The sequence below is a fragment of the Streptomyces sp. NPDC006335 genome (assembly GCF_040612795.1).
In the GTDB taxonomy this organism is placed as follows: domain Bacteria; phylum Actinomycetota; class Actinomycetes; order Streptomycetales; family Streptomycetaceae; genus Streptomyces.
This window is the reverse complement of the sequence record NZ_JBEXQX010000007.1, coordinates 211,155-236,368: the sequence shown is the minus strand read 5'-3', so window position 1 is coordinate 236,368 and position 25,214 is coordinate 211,155. Positions and strand designations below refer to the sequence as shown.

The 25,214-nt window shown below is 71.0% G+C and carries 21 protein-coding genes, 1 tRNA gene and 2 pseudogenes; 5 read left to right on the top strand and 19 right to left on the bottom strand.

Translation table 11 applies throughout. The features are described 5' to 3' along the window. Positions 1 to 2: 2 nt before the first annotated feature. From ABZ098_RS21710 to ABZ098_RS21695, 4 genes and pseudogenes are all read right to left on the bottom strand, one after another. Positions 3 to 278: a DUF1876 domain-containing protein gene (locus tag ABZ098_RS21710; protein ID WP_356593474.1), complete on the bottom strand. Its 276-nt coding sequence runs from the start codon at positions 276 to 278 to the stop codon at positions 3 to 5. Positions 279 to 514: 236 nt separating this feature from the next. After that, a pseudogene (locus ABZ098_RS21705) lies at positions 515 to 839 on the bottom strand (ATP-binding cassette domain-containing protein); the annotation flags it as partial. A 656-nt stretch (positions 840 to 1,495) separates the two neighbouring features. Continuing rightward, positions 1,496 to 2,341 (bottom strand): DMT family transporter, encoded by an 846-nt coding sequence (locus ABZ098_RS21700; RefSeq protein WP_356593472.1) that lies wholly within the window; start codon positions 2,339 to 2,341, stop codon positions 1,496 to 1,498. After that, positions 2,338 to 2,847 (bottom strand): YbaK/EbsC family protein, encoded by a 510-nt coding sequence (locus tag ABZ098_RS21695; protein ID WP_356593470.1) that lies wholly within the window; start codon positions 2,845 to 2,847, stop codon positions 2,338 to 2,340. Before ABZ098_RS21695 ends, ABZ098_RS21700 begins: the two co-directional genes overlap by 4 nt. A 220-nt stretch (positions 2,848 to 3,067) precedes the next feature. Here ABZ098_RS21695 and ABZ098_RS21690 point away from each other — a divergent pair, with 220 nt between their 5' ends. After that, a complete protein-coding gene (locus ABZ098_RS21690; protein ID WP_356593468.1) occupies positions 3,068 to 3,697 on the top strand; it encodes a GNAT family N-acetyltransferase in 630 nt (209 codons plus the stop codon). A 42-nt stretch (positions 3,698 to 3,739) separates the two neighbouring features. Here ABZ098_RS21690 and ABZ098_RS21685 read toward each other — a convergent pair whose 3' ends face one another. Beyond that, entirely contained in the window at positions 3,740 to 5,980 is a 2,241-nt protein-coding gene (locus ABZ098_RS21685; RefSeq protein WP_356593467.1) for an MMPL family transporter, read from the bottom strand. 131 nt (positions 5,981 to 6,111) lie between these two features. Next, the gene (locus tag ABZ098_RS21680; protein ID WP_356593466.1) at positions 6,112 to 6,717 is read right to left on the bottom strand and encodes a TetR/AcrR family transcriptional regulator; all 606 of its coding nucleotides are present in this window, start codon (positions 6,715 to 6,717) and stop codon (positions 6,112 to 6,114) included. Between the two features lie 184 nt (positions 6,718 to 6,901). Here ABZ098_RS21680 and ABZ098_RS21675 point away from each other — a divergent pair, with 184 nt between their 5' ends. Next, on the top strand, positions 6,902 to 10,147 hold the full coding sequence (locus ABZ098_RS21675; protein ID WP_356593465.1) for a S41 family peptidase: 3,246 nt from the start codon (positions 6,902 to 6,904) through the stop codon (positions 10,145 to 10,147). A gap of 123 nt (positions 10,148 to 10,270) precedes the next feature. Here ABZ098_RS21675 and ABZ098_RS21670 read toward each other — a convergent pair whose 3' ends face one another. The 4 genes and pseudogenes from ABZ098_RS21670 to ABZ098_RS21655 all read right to left on the bottom strand — a co-directional run bounded on the left by ABZ098_RS21670 (position 10,271) and on the right by ABZ098_RS21655 (position 13,877). After that, a complete protein-coding gene (locus tag ABZ098_RS21670; RefSeq protein ID WP_123989852.1) occupies positions 10,271 to 10,462 on the bottom strand; it encodes a hypothetical protein in 192 nt (63 codons plus the stop codon). An 88-nt stretch (positions 10,463 to 10,550) separates the two neighbouring features. Continuing rightward, complete coding sequence (locus ABZ098_RS21665) at positions 10,551 to 11,447, bottom strand: SDR family oxidoreductase (RefSeq protein ID WP_356593463.1); 897 nt, start codon at positions 11,445 to 11,447, stop codon at positions 10,551 to 10,553. Beyond that, positions 11,444 to 12,363: pseudogene (locus tag ABZ098_RS21660) on the bottom strand (alpha/beta hydrolase). The gene ABZ098_RS21665 and the pseudogene ABZ098_RS21660 overlap by 4 nt, the downstream one beginning before the upstream one ends. Next, positions 12,360 to 13,877 (bottom strand): NAD(P)/FAD-dependent oxidoreductase, encoded by a 1,518-nt coding sequence (locus ABZ098_RS21655; RefSeq protein WP_356593461.1) that lies wholly within the window; start codon positions 13,875 to 13,877, stop codon positions 12,360 to 12,362. The pseudogene ABZ098_RS21660 and the gene ABZ098_RS21655 overlap by 4 nt, the downstream one beginning before the upstream one ends. A 126-nt stretch (positions 13,878 to 14,003) precedes the next feature. Here ABZ098_RS21655 and ABZ098_RS21650 point away from each other — a divergent pair, with 126 nt between their 5' ends. Beyond that, entirely contained in the window at positions 14,004 to 14,648 is a 645-nt protein-coding gene (locus tag ABZ098_RS21650; RefSeq protein WP_356593459.1) for a MerR family transcriptional regulator, read from the top strand. Here ABZ098_RS21650 and ABZ098_RS21645 read toward each other — a convergent pair. Next, positions 14,645 to 15,448, bottom strand: a complete 804-nt coding sequence (locus tag ABZ098_RS21645; RefSeq protein WP_356593457.1) for an exodeoxyribonuclease III — start codon at positions 15,446 to 15,448, stop codon at positions 14,645 to 14,647. The genes ABZ098_RS21650 and ABZ098_RS21645 overlap by 4 nt on opposite strands. A 29-nt stretch (positions 15,449 to 15,477) precedes the next feature. Between ABZ098_RS21645 and ABZ098_RS21640 the strand changes: the two genes are divergently transcribed. Beyond that, entirely contained in the window at positions 15,478 to 15,954 is a 477-nt protein-coding gene (locus tag ABZ098_RS21640) for a GNAT family N-acetyltransferase (RefSeq protein WP_356593455.1), read from the top strand. 60 nt (positions 15,955 to 16,014) lie between these two features. On the opposite strand, the gene ABZ098_RS21635 is transcribed toward ABZ098_RS21640, so the two are convergent. The 7 genes from ABZ098_RS21635 to galU all read right to left on the bottom strand — a co-directional run bounded on the left by ABZ098_RS21635 (position 16,015) and on the right by galU (position 21,555). Next, positions 16,015 to 16,088 (bottom strand) — tRNA-Ala (locus ABZ098_RS21635). A 100-nt stretch (positions 16,089 to 16,188) separates the two neighbouring features. After that, a complete protein-coding gene (gene glpR / locus ABZ098_RS21630) occupies positions 16,189 to 17,448 on the bottom strand; it encodes a gephyrin-like molybdotransferase receptor GlpR (protein WP_356593453.1) in 1,260 nt (419 codons plus the stop codon). Between the two features lie 197 nt (positions 17,449 to 17,645). After that, on the bottom strand, positions 17,646 to 18,284 hold the full coding sequence (locus ABZ098_RS21625; RefSeq protein WP_356593779.1) for a GNAT family protein: 639 nt from the start codon (positions 18,282 to 18,284) through the stop codon (positions 17,646 to 17,648). After that, positions 18,281 to 18,787: a MogA/MoaB family molybdenum cofactor biosynthesis protein gene (locus tag ABZ098_RS21620; RefSeq protein WP_356593451.1), complete on the bottom strand. Its 507-nt coding sequence runs from the start codon at positions 18,785 to 18,787 to the stop codon at positions 18,281 to 18,283. Before ABZ098_RS21620 ends, ABZ098_RS21625 begins: the two co-directional genes overlap by 4 nt. Next, positions 18,784 to 19,263: a cyclic pyranopterin monophosphate synthase MoaC gene (gene moaC / locus ABZ098_RS21615; protein ID WP_356593449.1), complete on the bottom strand. Its 480-nt coding sequence runs from the start codon at positions 19,261 to 19,263 to the stop codon at positions 18,784 to 18,786. The genes ABZ098_RS21620 and moaC overlap by 4 nt, the downstream gene beginning before the upstream one ends. 62 nt (positions 19,264 to 19,325) lie before the next feature. After that, a complete protein-coding gene (gene glp, locus ABZ098_RS21610; protein WP_356593447.1) occupies positions 19,326 to 20,648 on the bottom strand; it encodes a gephyrin-like molybdotransferase Glp in 1,323 nt (440 codons plus the stop codon). A gap of 4 nt (positions 20,649 to 20,652) precedes the next feature. After that, a complete protein-coding gene (gene galU / locus ABZ098_RS21605) occupies positions 20,653 to 21,555 on the bottom strand; it encodes a UTP--glucose-1-phosphate uridylyltransferase GalU (RefSeq protein ID WP_356593445.1) in 903 nt (300 codons plus the stop codon). Between the two features lie 131 nt (positions 21,556 to 21,686). Between galU and ABZ098_RS21600 the strand changes: the two genes are divergently transcribed. After that, positions 21,687 to 22,271, top strand: a complete 585-nt coding sequence (locus tag ABZ098_RS21600; protein WP_356593443.1) for a 5-formyltetrahydrofolate cyclo-ligase — start codon at positions 21,687 to 21,689, stop codon at positions 22,269 to 22,271. Between the two features lie 53 nt (positions 22,272 to 22,324). On the opposite strand, the gene ABZ098_RS21595 is transcribed toward ABZ098_RS21600, so the two are convergent. Next, positions 22,325 to 25,165, bottom strand: coding sequence for a penicillin acylase family protein (locus ABZ098_RS21595; RefSeq protein ID WP_356593441.1), 2,841 nt, complete (start codon positions 25,163 to 25,165; stop codon positions 22,325 to 22,327). Positions 25,166 to 25,214: the final 49 nt, after the last annotated feature.

Genomic DNA, 25,214 nt, shown 5'->3' with positions numbered 1-25,214 from the left:
GGCTACACGTTGATCGAGTGGGACGTCCGCCCGGACGCCTCGTCGATCTCGTCGTGCGCCTTCGTCAGCAACTGCATGGCGAGTTCGTTCAGCGCCCGCGCCCCCGCCACCTCCTCGCCGACCCGCGGCTGATTCGGGTCGCTGCGGTGGCGGCTGGCGTGTCCGTGCGCCCGTACCTCGGTCCCGTCGGGCAGGCGGACCAGCGCGGCCGCCTCCGTGTGCCGTTCGTCCTCCCGGAACTCCAGCTCGACGTGCCAACCCACAGCGGTGTGCGTCATGACGGTCACCTCCGGATCTCTGCTTCCAGAGTGCTCCTTCCACGATGCCGATGCACGGGGCCCGGTCAGCCGTCGGACTCCGCCGACGGGAGGTAGGCGCCCGGCACGTCGTTCGGCGCGTAGACCTTCTTGTCGCCGGGCAGCGAGGTGCGGTGGGGCACCGCGGTGAACGGGGTGGTGTCCGGCTTGCCTGTGAACGCCCCGTACATCGGGATGCGCCTGCCGTTCTCCGGCAGGTCGAGCCCGTTGGACGGTTCGTCGAGCACCAGCAGCCGCGGCCGGGTCAGCGGTGCGGCTCCGAGCCCGAGCCGCCGGCGCGTGCCGAGGGAGAAGCCTCGAACCCTGTCGCCGGCGACGTCGGTGAGCCCGACCTGGTCGAGCACGTCATCGATGCCGGCGGTACGGGCGTCCCGGCCGCGGAGTTCGGCCAGCGCGGCCAGGTTCCCGCGCGTCGGCGGCCCGGCGAGGCCCAGCAGTGGCCCGAGCAGAGTGGTCTTCCCGGCGCCGTCACATCAAGTCGACGTCGTCGAGCGCCACGACGCCACCGAAGCACTTGGTGATCCCGCGGGCCCTGAACGCTCGGGGAACGAACCGTCAAGTCAGCGGCAAGTAGGCAAACAAGGGGCGGGGTTGGTCGGGGCTTGAGCAGGACTTGACCGGTTCGGCCGACAATGGGTTCGACTGCTCAACAGGGCGGTATCCACGACCGGGAGACCTCGATCAGAAGAACGCTCACCGCGGTGTGGGGACTGGCAGTGGCGGTCTCCCTCGCGGGCTGCACCAGCGACCAGGACGATGCCGTTGCCTTTCCCCGGACACCGCCGCCCCCTTCCGTCTCGTCACCGGCGAAGTCGTCGACGCCTGACAGTGTCAACCACGTACCGGGCGAAACCGTGGCCAAGGCTCCGCCTTTCCCGGACGGGAGGGTCCTGGTGCGGAGGGCGAACGTCCGGGGAAGTGCGGAACTGGAGATTCCGGGCGGGCTGAAGGCCGGACCCCTCGCGGTCCTCGTGAACTGTCAGGGAGAGGGAACGCTCACCGTCTCGGTGCGACCCGTCGGTCTGAGCTTCCCCCTCGCCTGCGTGAACGGAGAGGTCAACAGCATCTTCAACCAGATGGATCTGACGAGCTCTCGCACGGACGCCACGGTGCAGGTCGCGGCTTCATCCCGCGTCCGGTGGGCACTCACCGTCGGCCGATAGTCGGCGAGACCGGCCTCACCCGGCGTGCAGCATCAGCCCGATGCCCACCACGAGCAGCCCGGCCGCCGCGATCCTCGGCGCCCCGAACCGCTCCTTGAAGAACACCGCGCCGATGGCCGCGCCGACGATGATCGAGGACTCGCGCAGCGCGGCGATGGGCGCGAGTTCGGCCTTGGTCTGGGCCCACAGGACGAGCCCGTACGCGGTGACGGACAGGGCGGCGCCCAGCAGACCCACGGTGGCGAACGGCCGCAGGACGGTGCGGAACTGCCCGCGCCACCGGTGGAGCGCGTACGCCGGGATCACCACGCCCTGCACCGCCATCAGCCAGGCGATGTACCCGAGCGAGGAGCCCGAGGCGCGCACACCGAGCCCGTCGACGACGGTGTACGCGGCGATCGTCAGCCCGGTCGCCAACGCGGCCCCGATCGCGGCCCAGTCGGGCCTGCGGCCCCGCAGTCCCCACAGCGCGACACCGGTGAGTCCCGCACAGGACAGGGCGATCCCCGCGGCGGCCCATCCGTCCGGCACCTCATGGGCGAACAGCGCGGCGAGCAGGGTGACCACCAGGGGCGCGGTGCCGCGTGCGATCGGATACGCCTGCCCGAAGTCCCCCAGCCGGAAGGACTTCATCAACAGCGCGTAGTAGGCGATGTGGATGCAGCACGAGGCCAGCAGATACGGCCACGCGCCCGCCGCCGGAACCGCCGCGAACGGGGTGATCACCAGCCCGATGACCATCCCGCCACCCGAGATCAGCGTGAACCCGACCAGCTTGTCGGTGATCCGGTGCGCGATGGCGTTCCAGCTGGCGTGCGTGACGGCGGCGAGGAGAACGGCCGCGGTGACGAGAGGTGTCACGAGGTGTGCTCGCGGACGTCCACGAGGGTGGCGCCGGCGTGGGCGATCAGATCCTTGGGCTGAAGCGGGAACACCGCGTGCGGATCGCCGGCGGCGGCCCAGACCACGTCATGGGTGAGCAGCGAGCGATCGGCCAGCACCCGGGTCCTCGTACGGTGCCCGAAGGGGGGCACGCCCCCGATCGCGTACCCGGTCGCCTCCCGTACGACGTCGGCCTTGGCCCGGGTGACGTTGTCGGCGCCGAGCTCCGCCCGGACCCGTTCGAGGTCGACGCGCGAGGCCCCGTCCATCAGCACCAGCACCGGCACCCCGTCCGCCGCGAAGATCAGCGACTTGCAGATCTGACTCAGCTCGCACCCGATCGCCGCGGCGGCCTCGGCTGCGGTACGGGTGGCGTCCGGGAAGCGGCGGACCTCGGTGTTCAGCTCATCGAGCCCCAGCTCGCGCAGAGCCTCGGCGAAACGGGGGTGGGCGGCCTGGGAGCCGTCGGCGTCGGTGGTCGTCATGCACGGCACGCTAGCGGTGGGTGTAGGGGGCACGCGAGCGGGTTAAGGGGGTGCGGGGCGCACGGCGCCGAACGCGCCGCCCTCGGCAGAGCCACCGTCGACAGACACTGCCCGCGCAGCCGCCCGCGTCCTCCCCGACGTGAGCGAGCGCAGCGTCTTCGTGACGCCGGCCTGAAGCGTTCCGCAGCCCCCTCCGCCTCCGGTCGTGCAGGATGCCGCCATGACCCCGTCTCCCGCCGTACGCCCCTACCGCCCCGAGGACCGCGAGGCCCTCGACGACATCTGTGTCCGCACCGCGCACGTGGGCCGGGACGCGCGTCCCCACTACCAGGACCCCGAGGTCTTCCCGGCCGCCTTCGCCGACCCCTACGTCCATCTCGAACCGGAGCTGGCCTTCGTGCTGGACGACGGGGAGGGGCAGGCCGTCGGGTACATCGTCGGTACCGCCGACACGCCCCGGTTCGTCGAGGACTACCGGGTGAAGTGGCTGCCGCTCGTGGCCGACCGCTACCCGGAGCCCCGCCGCGAGCCGCGCACCCCCGACGAGGAGATCATCGCGCTCCTGCACCGCCCCGAGCGGATGCTCGTGCCCGAAGTCGCCGCGTATCCCGCCCACTTGCACATCGACCTGCTCCCCGAGTGGCAGGGACGCGGGTACGGGCGGGCGCTGATGGAGAGCTTCCTGCGCGCGCTGCACGAGCGGGGCGTGGCGGCCGTACACCTGTCCATGGTGTCCGCCAACACGCCCGCCCGTGCCTTCTACGACCGTCTCGGCTTCCACGAGATCGCCGTACCGGATCCGGGGCCCGTCACTTATCTCGGCCGGTCCACGGCAGCGGAAGGCCGGTGAGGGCACTCCCCCACCGGCCTACCTCCGCTCACACCGGGTGCGTCAGACGCGTGCCGGCTCCCGGTCCTCGTCCGGGTCCGCGTCCTTCTCGGCCCGGGTGCGCAGTCCCTCGCCCTCGACGTCGACGTCGGGCAGCGCGCGGTCCAGCCACTTCGGCAGCCACCAGGCGCGGCGGCCGAGCAGGGCGAGGACCGCGGGGACGATCGCCATGCGGACCACGAACGCGTCGAAGAAGACGGCGATCGCGAGACCGAAGCCGATCATCTTGATCATCGATTCTCCGGAGCTGATGAAGCCTCCGAAGACGGCCATCATGATGACCGCGGCGGCGACCACGACCCGGGCGCTGTGCTTGAACCCGGTCACGACGGCCTGGCTCGGGGACTCGCCGTGGACGTACGCCTCCCGCATGCGGGTCACCAGGAAGACCTCGTAGTCCATCGCGAGCCCGAAGACCACGCCGACCATGAAGATCGGCATCATCGACATGATCGGGCCGGTCTCCTCGACGCCGAGTACTCCGCCGAGCCAACCCCACTGGAAGACCGCGACCACGGCGCCGAGTGCCGCGAGCACCGAGAGCAGGAAGCCGAGGGCCGCCTTCAGCGGGACGAGGATCGAGCGGAAGACCACGATCAGCAGGAGGAAGGCGAGGCCGACCACCAGGCCCAGGTACGGGATCAGGGCGTCCGAGAGCTTCTGCGAGAAGTCGATGTTCATCGCGGTGGTGCCGGTGACCAGGACGTCCGCGTCCGCCTTGGACGCGACGTCGTCACGGATGGCGTGCACCAGGTCCTCGGTCTGCGTCGAGGACGGCTTGGAGCCGGGGACGACCGTGATGGTCGCGGTGTCGCCGGCCTTGTTGAAGGCCGGCGGGGTGACCGTGGCGACGTCGTCCAGGTCCTTGATCCCGTCGCTCACCGTGGCGGCCGCGGCCTTCGGGGCGTCGCTGTTCTTCGCGTCGACCACGATCATCAAGGGTCCGTTGAAGCCGGGCCCGAAGCCCTCCGAGAGGAGGTCGTAGGCGCGGCGCTGGGTCGTGGACGTCGGCTGCGAACCGTCGTCGGGCAGGCCCAGTTCCAACTGGCTGACCGGCAGCGCGACGGTGCCGAGACCGACCACGCCGAGCAGCAGCACGGCGGCCGGGCGGCGGATGACGAAGCTCGCCCAGCGGGTGCCGAGGTTGGGCTTCCCCGGCTTCACCGGCTTCACCGGCTTCCCCGACTTCGGAGCAGAGGCGTCCGCACCATGGACCTCCTTGCGCTTCTCGCCCACGGGGCGGATTCTGCGGCCCGCGTACCCGAGCAGCGCCGGGATCATGGTCAGCGCGATGAGGACGGCGATCACGACCGTGCCGGCCGCGGCGAGGCCCATCTTGGTCAGCATCGGCACGTTGACGACCGTGAGACCGGCCAGCGCGATCACGACGGTGAGGCCGGCGAAGACCACCGCGGAACCGGCGGTGCCGGTGGCCCGTCCCACCGCCTCCTCGCGGTCGCGGCCCTCGGCCAGCTCGGCGCGGTAGCGGGAGACGATGAACAGGGCGTAGTCGATGCCGACCGCGAGGCCGATCATCCCCGCGAGCGTGGAGGTGGTGTCGCCGAGGTCGAGCGCCTTGGCGAGGGCGGTGATGGTGCCGACGCCGATGCCGACGCCGATGACCGCCGTCAGCAGTGGCAGCCCGGCCGCGACCAGCGAGCCCAGGGTCATGACCAGGACGACCGCGGCGATGGCGAGACCGATGACCTCACCGATCGCCCCCGCCTCCGGCTCGGCCTGGAGCGCGTCGCCGCCGACGTCGACGGTCAGCCCGGTGTCCCGGGCCTCGTCGGCGGCCTTCTGCAGGGCGTCCTTGGTCGCGTCCTCGAGTTCCATGGCGGGGGCGTCGTAGCGCACCGACGCGTAGGCGACCGTGCCGTCCTTGCTGACCGCGTGGGTCGTGTAGGGGTCGGTGACGGAGACGACCTCGGAACCGTCGCCCAGTTCCCTGACGGTCTTCGCGACGGTGGCCCTGTTGGCGGCGTCGGTCATCTTCTCGCCCTGGGGCGCCTTGAAGACCATGCGTCCGGTCGCGCCGTCGGCGCTGGCCCCGGGGAAGCGCTGTTCCAGCAGGTCGAAGGCCTTCTGTGCCTCCGTGCCGGGGATGGAGAAGGAGGTCGATCCGGCGGCGGGGGCGCTGACCGCGCCGACGCCCGCGAGGGTCAGCAGGGCCACCCACAGCAGGGCGACGAGGTGCCGTCGCCGGAAGGCGAGACGGCCGAGTCGGTAGAGGAAAGTGGCCACGAAGGCGTACTCCCGGTCAGGTCGTGGGGTTCTTCAGGGCAGGGGTGATCAGCCCGGTGGGTGGCAGGGGTGATCAACCCGACGACGTGAGCGGTTACGTCAGGTGGGGGACGTGCTGGGGAGACTGGGGGTCAGTCGGCCGAGACGCCGAGGGCGGGGAGGACCACGGCGTCGATGTACGAAAGCAGGAAGGACTGGGTCGGCGGCAGCTCGTCGATCATCGTCCGGGCCGCGAACCCGCCGAGCATCATGTGGAGCATGAACTCGATCGCCGGGTTGTCGGGGCGTACCTCGCCCCGGTCGATCGCCCGCTGCACCAGTCGGCGGAACTCCGCCGTCTCGGGTTCGATGAGATGCTCGCGGAACGCCTTCAGGAGATCCGGGTTGCCGTGGATCGCCATGGCCAGACCCCGCATGAGCGCGGAGTTCTGCTCCATCGTGCAGTCGTCCGAGCGCATGGTGAGCGCGTGCAGGTCGCCCTTGAGGGACCCGGTGTCGATGTCGTCGAGACCGATGCCGCCCGGCTTGCTGTGCCGCACGGCCTTCGCCACCAGTTCGGCCTTGCCGCCCCACTGGCGGTAGAGCGTGGCCTTGCTGGAACGGGTGCGGGCCGCGACGGCGTCCATCGTGACGGCGTCGTAGCCGACCTCCCGGAGCAGGTCGAGCACGGCCTCGTAGAGCTCGGCCTCGCGCTCGGGGGTGATACGGCTGCGACGCGCGGTCGAGACCTCGGTCATGTCACTCACCCTTTCCGCTCCGGTACGTGGAACGACACTGTTTCGTACGACACGAATGTAGCGCATCCGCCAGCGAAACGAAACGGTTTCGTTCGTGTTGTGGGTCACCGCCGGCTCTCGCAGGTCGGCATGAGGCGGTTTTTCATAAGTTGCTCCGGCCCATCCTCCGGAAAAGCATGGGGAGGTGAGCTATCTGCGCCTTCCCCATCTGCACGGTGACCTGTTGTGCTTCGTGGCCGAGGACGACCTCTGGCTGGCCCCCCTCGACGGTCCGGGCCGCGCCTGGCGCCTGACCGTCGACCGCACCAAGGTCGGCCACCCCCGCTTCTCTCCCGACGGCCGCCACATCGCCTACACGAGCTGGCGCAGCTTCGTGCCCGAGATCCACCTGGCCGACGTGGACGGCGGACCGGCCCGCCGACTCACCTACTGGGGCTCCACGGACACCCAGGTCACCGGCTGGACCCCGGGGGGCGAGATCCTCGCCGTCGCCTCCCACGGCGAGCCCTTCTCCTACTTCACCTGGGCGTACAAGGTCCCCACCGACGGCTCCCCCGGCCACAAGCTCCCCTGGGGCCCGGTCTCCGACATCCAGGTCGCCGACCGCAGGACGCTCCTGCTGACCGGCACCCCGCCGCACGAACCGGCCGCCTGGAAGCGCTACCGGGGCGGCGCCACGGGCCGCCTCTGGCTGCACGGCGAACGCCTGCTGCCCGACCTCGGCGGCCACCTCCACTCCCCCATGTTCGTCGGCGACCGGATCGCCTTCCTCTCCGACCACGAGGGCGTCGGCAACCTGTACTCCTGCGCTCCCGACGGCTCCGACCTGCGCCGCCACACCGACCACGACGCCTTCTACGCCCGGCACGCAGCCAGCGACGGCACCCGGGTGGTGTACCAGTGCGCGGGCGACCTGTGGATCGTCGACGACCTCGCCTGCGCCGAGCCCCGCAAACTCGACGTACGGCTGAGCGGGCCGCGGGCCGGCCGCCGTCCGTACCAGGTGCCCGCCGCCCAGCACGTGGACGGCATCTCCGTCGACGAGACGGGCCGCGCGAGCGCCGTCGTCGTCCGCGGCAGCCTGTACTGGCTGACCCACCGCGACGGCCCCGCGCGCACGATCACCGACACACCAGGGGTACGGGTCCGGCTCCCGGAGATGCTGGGCTCCGGCGGCCAGGTCGCGTACGTGACGGACGCGGAGGGCGAGGACGCCGTCGAGATCGCCTACCTGCCCCGGGCCACCGGTGACCGCGAGCCCCGGCGACTGGCCTCCGGCGAGCTGGGCCGGGTCCTGGAGCTGGTCTCGGATCCCCGGGGCGAGCGGCTGGCCATCGCCGCGCACGACGGACGCCTGCTGCTCCTGACTGTGTCCGATGATGCGGCTGACGCCGCGGGGACGGAGGACTCCGACGGCGAGGTCACCGAGCTCATCCGCTCGGTCAACGGCCCGGTCCGCGACCTCGCCTTCTCCCCCGACGGCTCGTGGCTGACCTGGTCGCACCCCGGGATCGGCCGCTCCCTGCGCCAGATCAAGATGGCCCGCATCAAGGACCGCCTGATCGTGGACGTCACCAACGGCCGCTTCGAGGACGAGAACCCGGTCTTCACCCGGGACGGCCGCTACCTCGCCTTCCTCTCCTGGCGCGGCTTCGACCCGGTGTACGACGTCCACACCGGCGACCTGTCCTTCCCGCTGGGCTGCCGCCCCTACCTGGTCCCGCTCTCCTCGGCCACCCCTTCCCCCTTCGCCCTGAACCCGGAGGGCCGCCCGGCCGCCGGCGGCCTGGACCCGGTCGAGGACGGAAGCGGCGAGGGCGGCGACGGCAGCGCGGTGACCGTCGAACTCGAAGGCCTGGAGAGCCGGGTGACCCCCTTCCCGGTCCCCGCCTCCAAGTACTCGGCACTGCACCCGGTCGCGGGCGGCGGCCTGGTCTGGCTGCGCTGGCCGATCTCGGGCGCGCTCGGCGAGACCTTCGTCAACCCGGACGACACCTCCGAGCGCCCCACCCTCGAACACTTCGCCGTCAGCAAGGCGAAGAAGACCGAACTCGTCGAGCACCTGGACTGGTTCGCGGTCAGCGGCGACGGCTCCCGACTGGTCCTCGTCGACGAGGGCGACCTGCGCGCGACCCCCGCCACCGAGTCCGGCGACAGCGACTCGACCGTCTGGATCGACCTGCGCCGCATCCTCCACGAGGCCGACCCGGCCGCCGAGTGGCGCCAGTCGTACGAGGAGGCGGGCCGACTGATCCGGGCCTACTTCTGGGACCCGGGGATGTGCGGCATCGACTGGGACGCGGTGCTCGACCAGTACCGCCCGCTGCTCGAACGAGTCGCCTCCCCCGACGAGTTCGCCGACCTCCTGCGCGAGGTCCTCGGCGAACTGGGCACCTCCCACGCCTACGTCACCGCCGCCCGCCGCAACGAGGGCCCGCCCCACTACCAGCGCCGCCAGGGCCTGCTGGGCGCCAACTTCGTCCTCAGGGACGGCGGCTGGACGGTCCGGCGGATCCTGCCCGGCGACTCCTCGGACTCCAAGGCCCGCTCCCCGCTGGCCGGCACCGGCATCCGCGAGGGCGCGGTCCTCACCCACGTCGACGGCCGCCCGGTCGACCCGGTCACCGGCCCGTATCCCCTGCTCGCGGCGGCGGGCGGTACGACGGTGGAGCTGACGTTCACCCCGGCCGAGGGCGAGGGCAGGGCCCGCCGGGTCGCGGTGGTCCCCCTCCTCGACGAACGCCCCCTGCGCTACCAGGACTGGGTGGCCAAACGCCGGGCCGTCGTCAGGGAGTTGAGCGGCGGCCGCTGCGGCTATCTGCACATCCCCGACATGGGCGGCTCGGGCTGGGCCCAGTTCAACCGGGACCTGCGCATGGAGGTCTCCCGGCCCGCCCTGATCGTCGACGTGCGCGGCAACGCGGGCGGCCACATCAGCGAGCTGGTGGTGGAGAAACTGACCCGCACGATCCTCGGCTGGGACCTGACGAGAAACGCCCAGCCGGTGTCGTACGCCTCGAACGCCCCGCGCGGACCGGTGGTGGCCCTCGCCGACGAGGCGACATCCTCGGACGGGGACATGATCACGGCCGCCTTCAAACTCCTGAAGCTGGGACCGGTGGTGGGCCAGCGCACCTGGGGCGGAGTGGTCGGCATGACCGGCCGCCACCAGCTCGGCGACGGCACGGTGATCACGGTCCCGATGAACGCGGCCTGGTTCGACGCGTACGGCTGGTCGATCGAGAACCAGGGCGTCACCCCCGACCTGGAGATCCTGCGCACCCCCCTGGACTGGGCGGAGGGCCGCCACGCCCAACTGGACGACGCGGTCACGCTGGCGCTGGACCTCCTGGAAACCAACCCCCCTGCAACACCGCCGGACTACCGGGACGTACCGAACCGGTCGAGGCCGAAACTTCCGCCCAGGTGAGTTGTTCTTGCTTTTAGGGGCGCGGGGAACTGCGCGACAAGCCCCCACCGGCCCGCAGCCGAAAAGCAACAAGTGTGGGGTGCCCTCCAACAACCAGAGGGCACCCCACACTTCAAGCAGTGACTACATGTCGTAGTCGGGGTCCAGCCGCTCCTGCTCCTCGCGACGGAGCCGCTCGGACTCCTCGTCCCGCATGCGCTCGTCCTGCTCGCCGCGGCGACCGCGCTGGGCCTGCTCCCGGCCCTCCTGGGCCTTCTGCTTGGCCTGCTGCTGCCACTGCTCGGACTTGTCCTGGAACTGGTCCTTCATACCCATGTGGGTTCACTCCCGTGGGGGTGAGGGGAAGAGCCCCTGGCCGGGGCCTCGACCAGATTCACACGCCCGGACAAAGAACGCATTTCGATCAGTCACGGTGCGTAGCTGGCGCCTTGGCGCGGGCCTCCTCGTCCGCCGCCCCACCTGCGCCGACGAGCCCCACCCGCATGCCCTCCAGCCGCTGCCCGAACCGCCGCATCTCCCGCTGCCCGACGGTCCCGATGAGCCCCGGCAGGTACCCGCGCATGCCCTGCATCCCGCGCAGCCACCCCTGGCCGTACACATGGCTGGACCGCCGCTCGATCCCGGCCACGATCCGCTCCACGGCCGGCCCCAGCGGATAGGTCTTGTTGGCCGGCCACGGCAGCCGCTGCCTCAGCTCCCGCATGACGTCGTCCTGGTCGGCCCCGCGCACCATGTCGGTGTCGGTCCACGACAGATACCCGACCCCGACCCGCACGCCCTTGTGGCCGACCTCGGCGCGCAGGCTGTGCGCGAACGCCTCCACACCGGACTTGGACGCGCAGTAGGCGGTCATCATCGGCGCCGGGGTGATCGCGGCGAGGGAGGCGATCTGGAGCAGATAGCCACGGCTCTCCATCAGCACCGGAAGGAACGCCCGCGCGGTGACGGCCGACCCGATGAGGTTGACCTCGATCACCCGCCGCCACGCCTGCGGATCGGAGTCGACGAACGGACCGCCGGTCGCGACACCGGCGTTGGCGACCACGATGTCGACCTTCCCGAACCGCTCCTTCACCTCCCCCGCGACCCGTGCCATCGCCTCGTGATCCGTCACGTCGGCGTACCAGTGGTCGCTGTCGCCGTGCAGCCGCTCGGAGAGCTGCTTGAGCGCGTCCGGTTCGAGGCCGACCAGCGCGACCTTGGCGCCCCGCGCGGACAGCTTGCGGGCGAGCAGCTCGCCCACGCCCCGCGCGGCCCCCGTGACGACAGCGACCTGTCCTTCGAGTCCGACCCTGCTCATGCGCCCTCCTTGACCTGGACGTACGTGGTGACGAGGTGCCGGATCAGCGCGTTGACCGGCTCGGGCGCCTCGACGGGTGTCATGTGGCCGACGCCGGGCAGCTCGGTGACCCCGAGGCATTCGGGCAGCGCGGCCGCCAACCGGTGTGCGTGCACGGGCGGGGTGAGCCGGTCGGCCGTGCCGACGACGACGGCCGCCGGCACGGTGAGCCGCCGTACGCCGTGGTCCAGGTCGAGCAGATCGAGGACCTGCGACCATGCGTGGCGCACCTTGCGCGGGCACGCGTGCACGATCCGCGCGCACGCCTCCACCATGTGCGGGGCCGAACCGGGGCCCATCGTCCCGTACTTGAGGATCCTCAGGGCCAGCGGCGTGACCGGTCCGAGCGGCGCCCGCGCCCCGAGGACCTGCCGGGTCAGCCAGGTCCGCAGCCGCCCGGCCCGGATCGGGACGAGGGTCGACTCGGCGACCAGCCGCGACGAACCGGTGCTGCACAGCAGGACGGCCGCCGTGTGCGCACGGAACGCGGGGCGTTCGGCGGCGGCCATGACGGTCATCCCGCCCATCGAGTGACCGGCGATCACCGCCTTCTCCCCCGCCCCGAGGGGGCCGCCTCCAGCACGGCCACGAGGTCGTCGGCGAGCCCCTCCGCACTGCACGCCGGGCTCGCCGGACTGCGCCCGTGACCGCGCTGGTCGTACGCGATGACCCGGTGGTCCACTGCGAGTTCGCGGATCTGGGCGGCCCAGAAGGCGGTGGAACAGGTCCAGCCGTGGGCGAGGACCACGGGAGGCGCGCCCTCGGGCCCGTGCACCTCCACGTGCAGTCGAGCGCCGTCGGCGGAGAACGCGGTGAGTTCACGCGCCGGGGCGGGCGGGGCGTACGGACCGGAGACGACATGCGCCATGCGGCTCATACGGCGGCCTCCGCGCTCTCGTCCGCGACCGCGCTCCCCTGTCCGGCGGGCCGCAGCACCTCGTACTCGGAGAGATCCACCCGCCGGGTGGCCCGCCGGAACTCGGTCGTCGTACCGGGCCAGATGGTGCTGTTGCGGCCGTTCGCGTCCAGGTACCAGCTCGTGCAGCCACCGGTGTTCCACACCGTGCGCTTCATGCGCTCCTGCACCCGGTGGTTCCAGGCCGCCACCGCGGCGGGACGCGCGTCCAGGGCCGCACGCCCCCCGAGGACGTCGAGCTGCCGCACGAAGTCGGCGAGGTAGTTCAGCTGGGACTCGATCATGAGGATCATCGAGGAGTTCCCGAGGCCGGTGTTGGGCCCGATGATGGTCATCCAGTTCGGGAAACCGGCGGCGGAGGCACCCCGCAGCGCCTCCATCCCGCCCTTCCACGCCTCGGCGAGCGTGCGCCCGTCGGCGCCGACGACCCGGTCCGCGATCGGCATGTCGGTGACGTGGAAGCCCGTGCCGAACACGATCGCGTCGACCCGCGCCTCGGTGCCGTCGGCGGCGACGAGGGTCGACCCCTCGACGCGGCTGAGCCCGCTCGCGACCACGTCCACGTTGGGCTGGGCGAGCGCCGGGTAGTAGGTGCTGCTCAGCAGGATCCGCTTGCAGCCGATGCGGTAGTCGGGAGTGAGCTTGGCGCGCAGCGCCGGGTCCTTGACGGCCCGGGCCATGTTCCGCTTGGCCAACTGCTCCACCGCGCCGAGCTCGTTGGGGTGCTTGGTGAACGCCTGGACCTGCAACTCCCTGATGCCCCACAGCAGTCCGCGCCGGACCTGGGTGGTGAAGGGCAACTGCCGGTGCAGCCAGCGCTCGGCGCCGCTGATCGCCCGGTCCATGCGGGGCATCACCCAGGGCGGGGTGCGCTGGAACAGCGTGACGTTGCGGGCGAGCGGCTGGATGGCCGGGACGATCTGGATGGCCGAGGCGCCCGTCCCCACCATGGCGACCCGCTTGCCGCGCAGGTCGTAGTCGTGGTCCCAGCGCGCGGAGTGGAAGACCTTGCCCGGGAAGGAGTCCAGCCCCGGGATGTCGGGGATCTTGGGATCGGAGAGCGGCCCGGTGGCGGAGACGACGAGGTCGGCCGACAGCCTGCCACTGGCGGTCTCGATGTCCCACCGCAGCTTCTCGGCGTCCCAGGTCATTCGCTTGACCTCGGAGTTGAGGCGGATGTGCGGGCGGAGCCGGAAGACGTCCGTCACATGCTCCAGGTAGGCGCGGATGTGCTCCTGCCCGGAGAAGGTGCGCGGCCAGTCGGGATGGGGCGCGAAGGAGAACGAGTACAGATGGGACGGCACGTCACAGGCACACCCCGGATAGCTGTTGTCCCGCCACGTGCCACCCACACTGTCGGCCCGCTCCAGCACGACGAAGTCGGTGACTCCCTCGCGCCGCAGCCGTACGGCGGCCCCCAGCCCACCGAACCCGGACCCGACCACCGCCACCCGCACATGCTCGTGTTCGGCCATCCCGATGCCTTCCCTGCCCGACTCCGCCAGTGAACACTGGCGCAATGGGAGGGTAGAGCAGCTCCGTACCGATGGGTAGGGGGCGGACGAGGGAAAGTTACCGGCGGTACAACATAGGCTGCGGACGTGACGGACAAGCGCGAATACCGCATGGAGGAACTGGCCCGCCTGGCCGGCATCACGGTGCGCACCCTGCGCTTCTACCGCGAACGCAGACTCATCCCACCCCCTCGCCGCGAGGGCCGCATCGCCTGGTACGACGACCACCACCTGGCCCGCCTGCGCACGATCGCGGCGCTTCTGGAGCGCGGGCACACCCTCACCGGCATCGCGGAACTGGCGGAAGCCCTCGACCACGGCCGCGACGTCGCCGACGTCCTGGGCGTGGCGCCGCCCACGGAGGAGGAGCCGGTCCGCCTCACCCCCGAGGAACTCGCCGCCCGCTTCGAGGGCGAGGTCACCGCGGAGAACCTCGCGGCCGCCCTCGACCTCGGCTACCTCGGCACCGACGGCGACGAGATCGTCCACATCAGCCGCCGCCTCCTGGACGTCTCCTCCGAACTGGTCCGCGAGGGCATCCCCCTCGCCGAGGTCCTCACCGCCGGCCAACGGGTCCGCGAACACGTCGACGCCCTGGCCGAGATGTTCGCCGACCTGGTCCTCCGCCACGCAACCGAGGACGACCTCCAACGCCTGCGCCCCCTGGCCCGGAGCGTGGTGGAGGCGGAACTGTCTTTGGCGCTTGACCGGCGGTTGCGCAAGCGGGACTAGAGGTCGTAGACGACCGTCACGGGAGCGTGGTCCGACCAGCGCTCGGCGTGCGTGGCCGCGCGCTCGACGAACCCCTTGACTGCCTTGGCGGCGAGCCCCGGGGTGGAGACGTGGTAGTCGATGCGCCAACCTGTGTCATTGTCGAACGCCCGCCCCCGGTACGACCACCACGAGTACGGCCCCGCCACGTCCGGATGCAGCGACCGTACGACGTCGACGTACCCTCCGTCGGTCTCGTCGAACACCTGCGTGAGCCAGGCGCGCTCCTCCGGCAGGAAGCCGGAGCTCTTCTGGTTGGCGCGCCAGTTCTTGAGGTCGGCCGGCTGGTGGGCGATGTTCCAGTCGCCGCAGACGACGACCTCGCGGCCGTCGGCGGCGGCGCGCTCGCGCAGTCCCTTCAGGTACACGAGGAACTCGTCCATGAAGCGGACCTTCTCGTCCTGCCGCTCGGTGCCGACCTCGCCGGAGGGCAGGTAGAGGGAGGCGACGGTGACGCCGGGCAGGTCGGCCTCGACGTAGCGCCCGCTGGTGTCGAACTCGGCCGAACCGAAGCCGATCCGGACCCGGTCGGGCTCACGGCGGGTGTAGAGCGAGACGCCGGCGCGGCCCTTGGCGGCGGCCGGCGCGTGCACCACGTGCCAGCCCTCGGGAGCCCGGACGCTCTCCGGCAACTGCTGCGGCTCGGCACGCACCTCCTGAAGGCAGAGCACGTCGGCGGAGGTCCCCGCGAGCCACTCCACGAAACCCTTCTTCGCGGCGGCACGCAGCCCGTTCACATTGGCGGAGGTCACAGTGAGCACCCGGGAACGATACCGGCACACTGGAGGGCATGATGATCCGCCGTGTCCCCTTCGACCACCCCGACGCCGTGAAGCTCAACGACCAGGTCCAGGCCGAGTACCACGTCCGCTACGGCGACGGCGGCGACGCCACCGAGCTGGCCCCGACGGACTTCGAGCACCCGAACGGCGTGTATCTGATCGCGTACGACGACAGGGACAGCCCCGTCGCCACGGGCGGCTGGCGCGCCCAGGACGCGAACGGCGAGGGCAACCTGGACGGCGACGCCGAGCTCAAGCGCATGTACGTGATCGAGGCGATGCGGGGCCGCGGTCTCGCCCGCCGCATCCTCACCGCCCTGGAGGACGACGCGCGCGCGGCCGGCCGCCGCCGCATGGTCCTGGAGACCGGCACCAAGCAGCCGGAGGCCATCGCCCTCTACACCTCCAGCGGCTACGAACCCTGCGTGAAGTTCGGCTACTACCGCCACTACGAGGACAGCCGCTGCTTCGCCAAGGCGCTGTGAGAAGGCCGTACACATGGCAGAAGACCCGCTCCTGAATCAGGAGCGGGTCTTCATGATGCGTGGACCTGAGGGGATTTGAACCCCTGGCCCCCTCGATGCGAACGAGGTGCGCTACCGGACTGCGCCACAGGCCCTTGCAACGAGTGAAACTCTAGCATCCCCATCCGGGTGCTTGGAAATCCGTTCCGGGCGGTCAGGGACGGGCCTCCACCAGGGTGGATCCCGTCCCGTCCGTCACTCGTTGGCCGCGCGCGGCCGGTCGCCTTCCTCGTACTGGTCGAAGAGCGGCGTGCGGCCACGCTCGCGTGCCCGGCGTGCGGAGGCGGCGCGACGGGCGTCGGTACGACCGTCCGCCTCGGGCTTGTCCTCCGCGTCGGCGGCGGCGGACTCCTCCTCCGCTCCCCCGTCCTCCGAGACAGGTGTCGCCTCGTGCTCCGGGGTGACCGCGCTGGACCGGGCCGAACTCCAGGCGTCCGGTGCCCCGAGGTCCACGTCCGCGGTGGCCCGCGGGGCGACCGGCGCGGTCACGTACGTCGGCAGCGGCACCGGCACCGGGTCCCAGCTCTCGCCGTGCCCCGGCCTGCGCTGCCGCTCGCGCTGCTGGTCGACCCACTCGGCGTGGTCGGTCTGCTCGACGAGGGCGCGCCGGTCGGCGGCGAGGGCGGAGAGCCCGGGATCGGTTTCCGCGCCTGGTCCCTCGTCCGGTTCGTCGGCGTCCACGCCGGTGCTCACGGACGCGCGCCGACGCGGCTGGCGGGCCCGCTCCCGCAGGTGCTGCGCGGCGAGCTCGGCCCGGCGCCGGTCCATCTGGTAGGCGAAGCGGCGGCGTTCCTGGGAGCGCAGGTAGGCGATGTACGCGCTGAGCATCACCGCGGGGACGCCAGGCGCCCACAGGAAGGCGAGTCCTCCGACGGCGGCGACGATCGCGCCGAGCGTGAAGGCGAGGAAGAGCATCACCGTCGTACGCCGTCGGCGTGCGAGCACCTTTGTACGCCGGGCGCGCGCAGCGGCCGCTTCCGCGGCGGCCGTGCGCCGGGCGGCGGACGCGGGTGTCTGCTTGCGCGCCGGGGCGCCACCGTGTGCGGACGCGGGCGCGTTCGTCTTCTCGCGCGCCGGGTCGCCGTGCCCTGCTTCCCGCTCGGCTTCCCGCGCCGGCTCGCGCGTCGCCTCCCGGCGCTCGGAAGCCGGCGGCTGGACCGTCGCTTGGGTCTGCGGACGGGTCGGAGGCATGGCGAAGGCCCGGACGTCCACCGACTCGGTGACGACATCCGGTTCGTCGGCGCCGTGCTCCCCCTCGTCGGCGGAGCGCGCGCGCAGGTCCTTGGCGTATCGACGCTCCATGCCCGCCCGTCCGGACAGCAACCGGATGGCGGTGCTGAAGCGTTCCGTCGGACGGGCCTCGTTCAGCTCGTCCTGCCTACGGAGCCACATCGGCACCAAGTAGGCGGCCCAGGCCCCGACAATGACTGCGTAGATGAGGCCGCTGCTGCTCACGCCTCACACGGTAGAGGGGTTTGCGTGAGGCCATCTGCCAATTGCGCCGGTGTGTCGCACGATCTGGCTGATATTTCGAGCTTTTTTTGTGACCGATCCGATCAGCAGCCCGCCTCAGTCGCGAATTCAACGCCCCGAGACGGTCATGCACCGATCATTTTCGAACACTTATTCAATTTCCGGGTCCGGTCGATCGCCTATGCGGGATTGTCGTGCGGCGTACTGCGGGAGCGTGCCCGCTGCCAGCGCCGGAGCAACCCGTCGGGCACCTCTTCCGCGGTGAGCGCGAACACGAGATGGTCCCGCCAGGCCCCGTCGATGTGGAGATAGCGCGGCCGCAGTCCCTCCTCGCGGAATCCGAGTTTCTCCACGACCCGTCGACTGGGCCCGTTCTCGGGGCGAATGCAGACCTCGATGCGGTGCAGACCGACCGTGCGGAAACAGTGGTCCACGACAAGTGCCACGGCGGTCGGCATCACCCCGCGCCCGGCCACCGACTGGTCCACCCAGTAGCCGACGTGCCCCGAGCACATCGAGCCCCAGGTGATCCCGGCGACCGTCAACTGCCCGACGAGCTGGCCCCGGTACTCGATGACGAACGGCAGCATCCGCCCCGCGTTCGCCTCGGACCTCAGGTGCCGGACCATCTGGCGGTAGGTCGGCCGGTGCGCGATCGGGCCGGTCGGGGTGGGCGGCGGGATGGTCGCCTCCCAGGGGCGCAGCCAGTCCCGGTTGCGCCGGTTCACCTCGCGCCAGACCCGCTGGTCGCGCATCCTTATCGGCCTCAGGACGACATCGCCGTCCGCCAGTACGACGGGCCATGACGGGCTGTTCAGCTCGCACCCCCACTGCCGGCGCCGGGTCTCGGGTGGTCGCCGCCGCGGAGCTGGTCGACGGCGTGGGTCAACAGGGGTTCCAGGACGGCCAGTCCGTCCTTCACCCCGCCGCTGGAACCCGGCAGGTTGACGATCAGTGTGCGTCCCGCCACCCCGGCCAGGCCCCGGGAGAGCGCGGCGGTCGGCACCTTGTCCCGTCCGAACGCCCGGATCGCCTCCGCGATGCCCGGCACCTCGTAATCGATCACCGCGCGGGTCGCCTCGGGGGTGCGGTCGGTGGGCGAGATGCCGGTGCCGCCAGTGGTGACGACGACGTCGTACCCAGCCTCGACGCCCGCGCGCAGGGCGGCTTCCACGGGGTCTCCGTCGGGGACGACCTGGGGGCCGTCGACGGTGAAGCCGAAGCCCCGCAGGCCGTCGGCGATCAGGGGGCCGCCCTTGTCCTCGTAGACGCCGGCGGCGGCCCGGTTGGAGGCGGTGATCACAAGAGCGCGGTACGTCATGCCCGGCTCCAGTCGCCCGACTTGCCGCCCGTCTTCTCCTCGACCCGTACGTCCGTGATGACCGCTCCCTTGTCGACCGCCTTGACCATGTCGACCACGGTGAGCGCGGCGACGGAGACCGCGGTGAGGGCCTCCATCTCGACACCCGTGCGGTCCGTGGTCTTCACGGTGGCGAGGATCTCCACGGCGTCGTCCGCGACCGACAGATCCAGTTTCACACCGGACACCGACAACGGGTGGCACAGCGGGATGAGGTCCGGGGTGCGTTTGGCGCCCATGATGCCCGCGATCCGCGCGGTGGCCAGGGCATCTCCCTTGGGAACGCCCTCGCCGCGCAGCAGCTCGATCACCCGGGGCGAGACGAGGACGCGCCCGCTCGCGCGCGCGGTGCGTGCGGTGACGTCCTTGCCGGAGACATCGACCATACGGGCGGCTCCCGCCTCGTCGATGTGCGTCAGTCGGTCCTGCGTACTCATGGTTGTGCGGCGCTCCCGGTCCGGCCTGTTGTGCGCGACACGGTACCGCCAACCCGGGGTGCTCAGCCGAGCAGGACCACTTCGACCTCGGTGCCGGGCTCGACGGACTCGGCGTCCTCCGGTACGACGATCAGCGCGTCGGCCTGTGCGAGGGCGGCCACCAGATGGGAGCCGGCGCCACCGACCGGGCTGACGGAGCCGTCGGCGTACGTACCGCGCAGGAACTGCCGGCGTCCCTTGGGCGAGGTCAGCGCCTTGTCCGCGGTCAGGGTGGCCCGGGTCCGCGGCCGGTGGACGTCGTCGAGGCCCATGAGGGTGCGGATCGCGGGGCGGACGAAGAGTTCGAAGGAGACGTACGACGACACGGGGTTGCCCGGCAGGGCGAGGAGCGGGATGTGGTCGGGGCCGATGGAGCCGAAGCCCTGGGGCTTGCCGGGCTGCATGGCGAGCTTGCGGAAGTCGACGCCGCTGCCCGGCTCGTCCGCGTCGCCGACGGAGGACAGGGCCTCCTTGACGACGTCGTACGCCCCGACGCTCACGCCGCCCGTGGTGACCATGAGGTCGGCGCGGACCAGCTGGTCCTCAATGGTGGAGCGCAGGGTCTCGGCGTCGTCGGCGACGGCGCCCACGCGGTAGGCGATGGCTCCGGCGTCCCGGGCGGCCGCGGTCAGGGCGAAGCTGTTGGAGTCGTAGATCTGGCCGGTGCCGAGGCTCTCGTCGGGCTGGACCAGTTCGCTGCCGGTGGACATGACGACCACGCGCGGGCGCGGGCGCACGCGTACGGTGCCGCGGCCGATGGCGGCGAGCAGGGCGATCTGCGGCGGGCCGAGGACGGTCCCCGCGTCGAGGGCGCGGTCACCGGCCCGGACGTCGCTGCCCTGGGCGCGCACGTGCGCGCGTGCCTCGGCGGGCCGGTACACGTGCACGTGCCCCTCGGCGCCCTCGGGACCGAGGCTGCGGGCACGCATCCCGCTGACCGGCCCCTCGCCGAGGCCTCCGTCGGTCCACTCGACGGGGACGACGGTCTCGGCGCCGGGCGGCAGCGGGGCACCGGTCATGATGCGGGCGGCCTGCCCGGGGCCGACGTGCAGCAGCTCGGCCTGACCCGCCGCCACGTCCCCGACGACGTCCAGGACGGCCGGGAACTCCTCGCTCGCGCCCGCCACGTCCGCGACCCGCACCGCGTACCCGTCCATGGAGCTGTTGTCGAACGGGGGCAGGGATACCGGGACCGTGACGTCCTCGACCAGGACGCAGCCCTGGGCGTCGAGCAGTTGCAGCTCGATGGGTTCGAGGGGACGGACGGTCGCGAGGATGTCCTCCAGGTGTTCGTCCACCGACCAGAGGTGGTCCTGGTCGGCGGGGCGGGGCGCGGCGCTGCTCAAATGCCTACATCTCCTCGGCTACGTAACGGCGGAGCCAGGTCCGGAAGTCCGGGCCCAGGTCTTCACGTTCGCACGCGAGTCTGACAATGGCACGCAGATAGTCGCCGCGGTCGCCGGTGTCATAGCGGCGGCCCTTGAAGACGACGCCGTGCACCGGGCCGCCGACCTTCTCGTCCTGCGCGAGCTGCTGGAGGGCGTCGGTGAGCTGGATCTCGTTGCCCCGGCCCGGCTCGGTCCTGCGGAGTATGTCGAAGATGCGCGGGTCGAGGACGTAGCGGCCGATGACCGCGTAGTTCGACGGGGCGTCGGCGGCGTCCGGCTTCTCGACGAGGCCGCTGACCCTGACGACGTCGCTGTCCTCGGTCTCCTCGACGACGGCACAGCCGTAGAGGTGGATCTGCTCGGGTGCGACCTCCATCAGCGCGATGACGCTGCCGCCGTGCTGCTCCTGCACCTCGATCATGCGCTGGAGCAGGGGGTCGCGGGCGTCGATCAGGTCGTCGCCGAGGAGGACGGCGAAGGGCTCCTGGCCCACGTGGGGGGCCGCGCACAGGACGGCGTGGCCGAGGCCGCGGGGGTCGCCCTGGCGCACGTAGTGCATGGTGGCGAGGTCGCTGGACTCCTGGACCTTGGCGAGCCGGCCGGCGTCGCCCTTCCTCTGGAGGGCGGACTCGAGCTCGTAGTTGCGGTCGAAGTGGTCCTCCAGTGGGCGCTTGTTGCGTCCCGTGATCATGAGGACGTCATCGAGGCCCGCCGAGACGGCCTCCTCGACCACGTACTGGATCGCCGGCTTGTCGACCACCGGCAGCATCTCCTTGGGAGTGGCCTTGGTGGCCGGCAGGAAGCGGGTGCCGAGCCCTGCTGCCGGAATGACAGCCTTGCTGATCCGATGGGGCGACTGAGTCATGTCCGCACCCTATCCGGTGCCTTTGCCTGGAATCTGGGGCTCCGGTTAATAAGCTCTTATATGAGCGTATTCGAAGGGTACGGGTGCAGACTTTGAGTCACGTCGGACGTCCCACCGAGCCTGACAAGCGAATGTTGCGACGAGAGTACCTGGCGGTGAGGAACAGATTGACGGCCGATGACGTGCGGGAAGCGGCTTCCGCACTGGCCGGCCGGGCCCTGGAGCTGCCCGAGCTGGCGCGTGCGCGCACGGTGGCGGCGTACGTCTCCGTGGGGAGCGAGCCCGGCACGCTCGCGCTCCTGGACGCGCTGCGCGAGCGGGGCGTACGCGTCCTGCTCCCGGCGCTTCTGCCGGACAACGATCTGGACTGGGGCGCCTACACCGGCGAGGGCTCTCTCGCGCGCGTCCAACACGGCGGAAAAATGGCCCTCTTCGAGCCCACCGGCGAGCGTCTGGGCCCCGACGCCGTGACCGGTGCCGACGTGGTGCTCCTGCCCGGCCTCGCGGTGGACGGGCGCGGGATGCGCCTGGGGCGCGGCGGGGGGTCGTACGACCGGGTGCTCGCACGCCTGGAGCGCGCGGGCGCACGACCGGCGCTGGTGGTGCTCCTGTACGACTCCGAGGTCGTCGCGCAGGTCCCGGAGGAGGCGCACGACCGCCCGGTGCACGCGGTGGTCACGCCGTCGGGCGTGCGCCGCTTCCCCTCGCCCGCATGAGGAAGGGCCCTCCACACGCGTGTGGAGGGCCCTTCCCGGTCTGCCGCCTCAGCTCACGGCTTCAGCACCAGGGTGTCGGTCGTGCTCTTGTCGACGGCGCCGTCCGAGAAGGACCAGTCAAGGAGCTCGCCCTTGACCCACTTGCCGGTCTGGTCGGTGTAGTGCGCGCTGTAGGCGTGTCCGGAGGCACCGGTGAGGTTGATCCACTTCGACTTGTCGAGGTCGCCGAGGTTGACCACCATGCGCATCGACGGCACCCAGACGACGCCGTAGCCGCCCGCCGCGTTCCAGCCGGTCGCGTTGACCGTCGCCTCGCCGCCGCTGAGCTTCCAGGGGCCGCGGTTGAGCATGTACTGGAGGAAGCCGGGGCCCTCCAGGCCGAGGGTCTGGTTCTTCAGGAACAGACGGTGCAGCCGGCCCCAGCTCCAGGTGTCGATGTCCTTGCCGAGCTTCGCGGTCAGCTCCCAGCGGGCGTCGACCATGGCGCGCTTGAACAGCTCGTCGCGGTTGTTGGCCTCGCGGCGGTCGCCGATGCCCTTCGGAGTCTTCCACCACTCGCTGTTCTCGTCGTCCATGAGCTTGCGCACGACCTCGAACCAGCGGTCGCCGCCGTCGGGCTGTGCCTGGTCGGCGTCGCGCTGGCCGCACTCACGGACCTTGTCCGTCTCGTCTGCGGGGCCGGTGGTGTTGATCGGGTCGACCCACAGGCACTGGCCCTTGACCCGCAGCTCCTTGGGCAGCTTGTTGCCGAAGGCGAGCTTGAGGATGTTGCGCCAGACGGCGTTGAAGTAGGCGGCCGCGGCCGAGTCGGCGTCCTGGGTGTAGTCCCAGCCCTCCAGGAGCTCCTGCGCCTGGCGGACGTCCTTGTCCTCGACGTCGATCTTCAGCAGCTTGGGCACCAGCAGCTTGGCGATCTCGCTGCTGTTGTCGAGCTGCATCTGGCGCATGTCGTCGGTGGAGATCTTGCCGCCGCCCTTGATCTTCTGCTCGATCAGGTCGGTGATGCGCTGGCTGCGGGTGCCGTAGCCCCAGTCCGTGGTGAGCGTGTAGGGGTACTTGTCCTTGTCGATCACGGCCTGGTTGGCGGTGACGATGTAACCCCGCTCCGGGTTGAACTCGTAGGGCAACTCGTCCTGCTCGATGTACTTGCCGGTCCAGCGGTACTTGGGGTCCCAGCCCGGGGCCGGGATGGCTCCGGTGTCGCCCTTCGCGCGGATCGGGATACGGCCGGGCAGCGTGTAGCCGATGTTCTCGGCGTCGGCGTAGACGAGGTTCTGCGAGGGCACGTCGAACAGGGCCGCCGCCGCGCGGAAGTCGCTCCAGTTCGACGCCCTGTCCATCGCGAAGACGGCGTCCATGGTGGTGCCGGGGTCGAGCGCGGTCCAGCGCAGGGCCACGCCGTAGCCGTCGCCGCGGTCGGGGGCCGCGTTGTCGACGGTGGCCTTCTTGCCGACCTTCACGAGTTCGTCGTAGCGGTCGGAGAGCAGGGGGCCGTTGTTCGTCTCACGGACGACGATCTTCTTGGACGCGCCGCCGGCGACCTTGATGGTCTCCTCGCGCGTGGTGAAGGGCTTGGTCCGGCCGTCGTAGAGGTAGCCGTCGCCGGAGAGCTTCTCCAGGTAGAGGTCGGTGACGTCGACGCCAGAGTTCGTCATGCCCCAGGCGATCTTCGCGTTGTGGCCGATGACCACGCCGGGCATGCCCGCGAAGGTGTAGCCGGCGACGTCGTACTGGCACTTGCTGGAGACGGTCCGGCAGTGCAGGCCCATCTGGTACCAGACGGACGGCAGCGAGGCGGACAGGTGCGGGTCGTTGGCGAGCAGGGGCTTGCCGGTGATGGTGTGCGAGCCCGCGACGACCCAGGAGTTGGAGCCGATGCCCTGGCCGTTGACGCCGACGGCCGTCGGGACGTCGTCCAGGACGTTGTAGAGGCCCGAGAGCTGGCTCTGGAGGGCCGAGGCGGTCGAGGACGAGGTCGAGGCCGACGTGCCCGTCGCGGTGCCGCCCGTGCCCGTTCCGGTGCCCGTGCCTGTTCCGGAGCCCGTGCCTGTTCCGGTGCCCGTGGACGTTCCGGAGTCGGACAGGCCGTTGTCCTGCGAGCTGCCGTTCTGCTCGAAGGTCCGGGTCAGCTCGTTGTACTGGCCCTCCTGGACGATCGCCTGGTTGCGGCTGTACGGGTACTCCGGGTACAGGTCGGCGATCTGCTTCGGGCCGAGGCGGCTGGTCATCAGGGCGCGGTCGATCTCGTCCTGCATGTTGCCGCGCAGGTCCCAGGCCATCGCCTTCAGCCACGCCACCGAGTCGACCGGGGTCCACTTGGCGGGCTTGTAGTCGTTCTCGAAGCCGAGCGCCGCGTACTCCAGGGAGATCTGCTTGCCGCTCTTGCCCTGGAGGTAGGCGTTGACTCCCTTGGCGTAGGCCTGGAGGTACTTCTTCGTGGAGGCCGACAGCTTGGTGTCGTACTCCTTCTTCGCGACCCGGTCCCAGCCCAGCGTGCGCAGGAACTCGTCGTCCTCGACCTGGCCCTTGCCGAACATCTCCGACAGGCGCCCGGAGGTCATGTGCCGGCGCACGTCCATCTCGTAGAACCGGTCCTGCGCCTGGACGTAGCCCTGCGCCATGAACAGGTCCTCGTCGGAGGAGGCGTAGATCTGCGGGATGCCGTAACTGTCGCGCTTGACGTCCACGGGGCCCGACAGACCCTGGAGCTCGATCGAGCCCTTGGTCTGCGGGAAGGACGCGCGGACGGTGCTCACCGTCCAGTACCCGCCGAAGGCGACACCGCCGATGACGGCCAGTACGAGGACGAGCACGATCAGGCGGGCTCTGCGCCCCTTCTTCCTGCCGGACTTGCCGGGCTGCTGACCCGATGAGGCGGTGGTGGTGGGGGGCATCGCTGTCCTTGCTGTCCTAACGCGAGCGGCAGGGCGGGCTGTGCTGTCG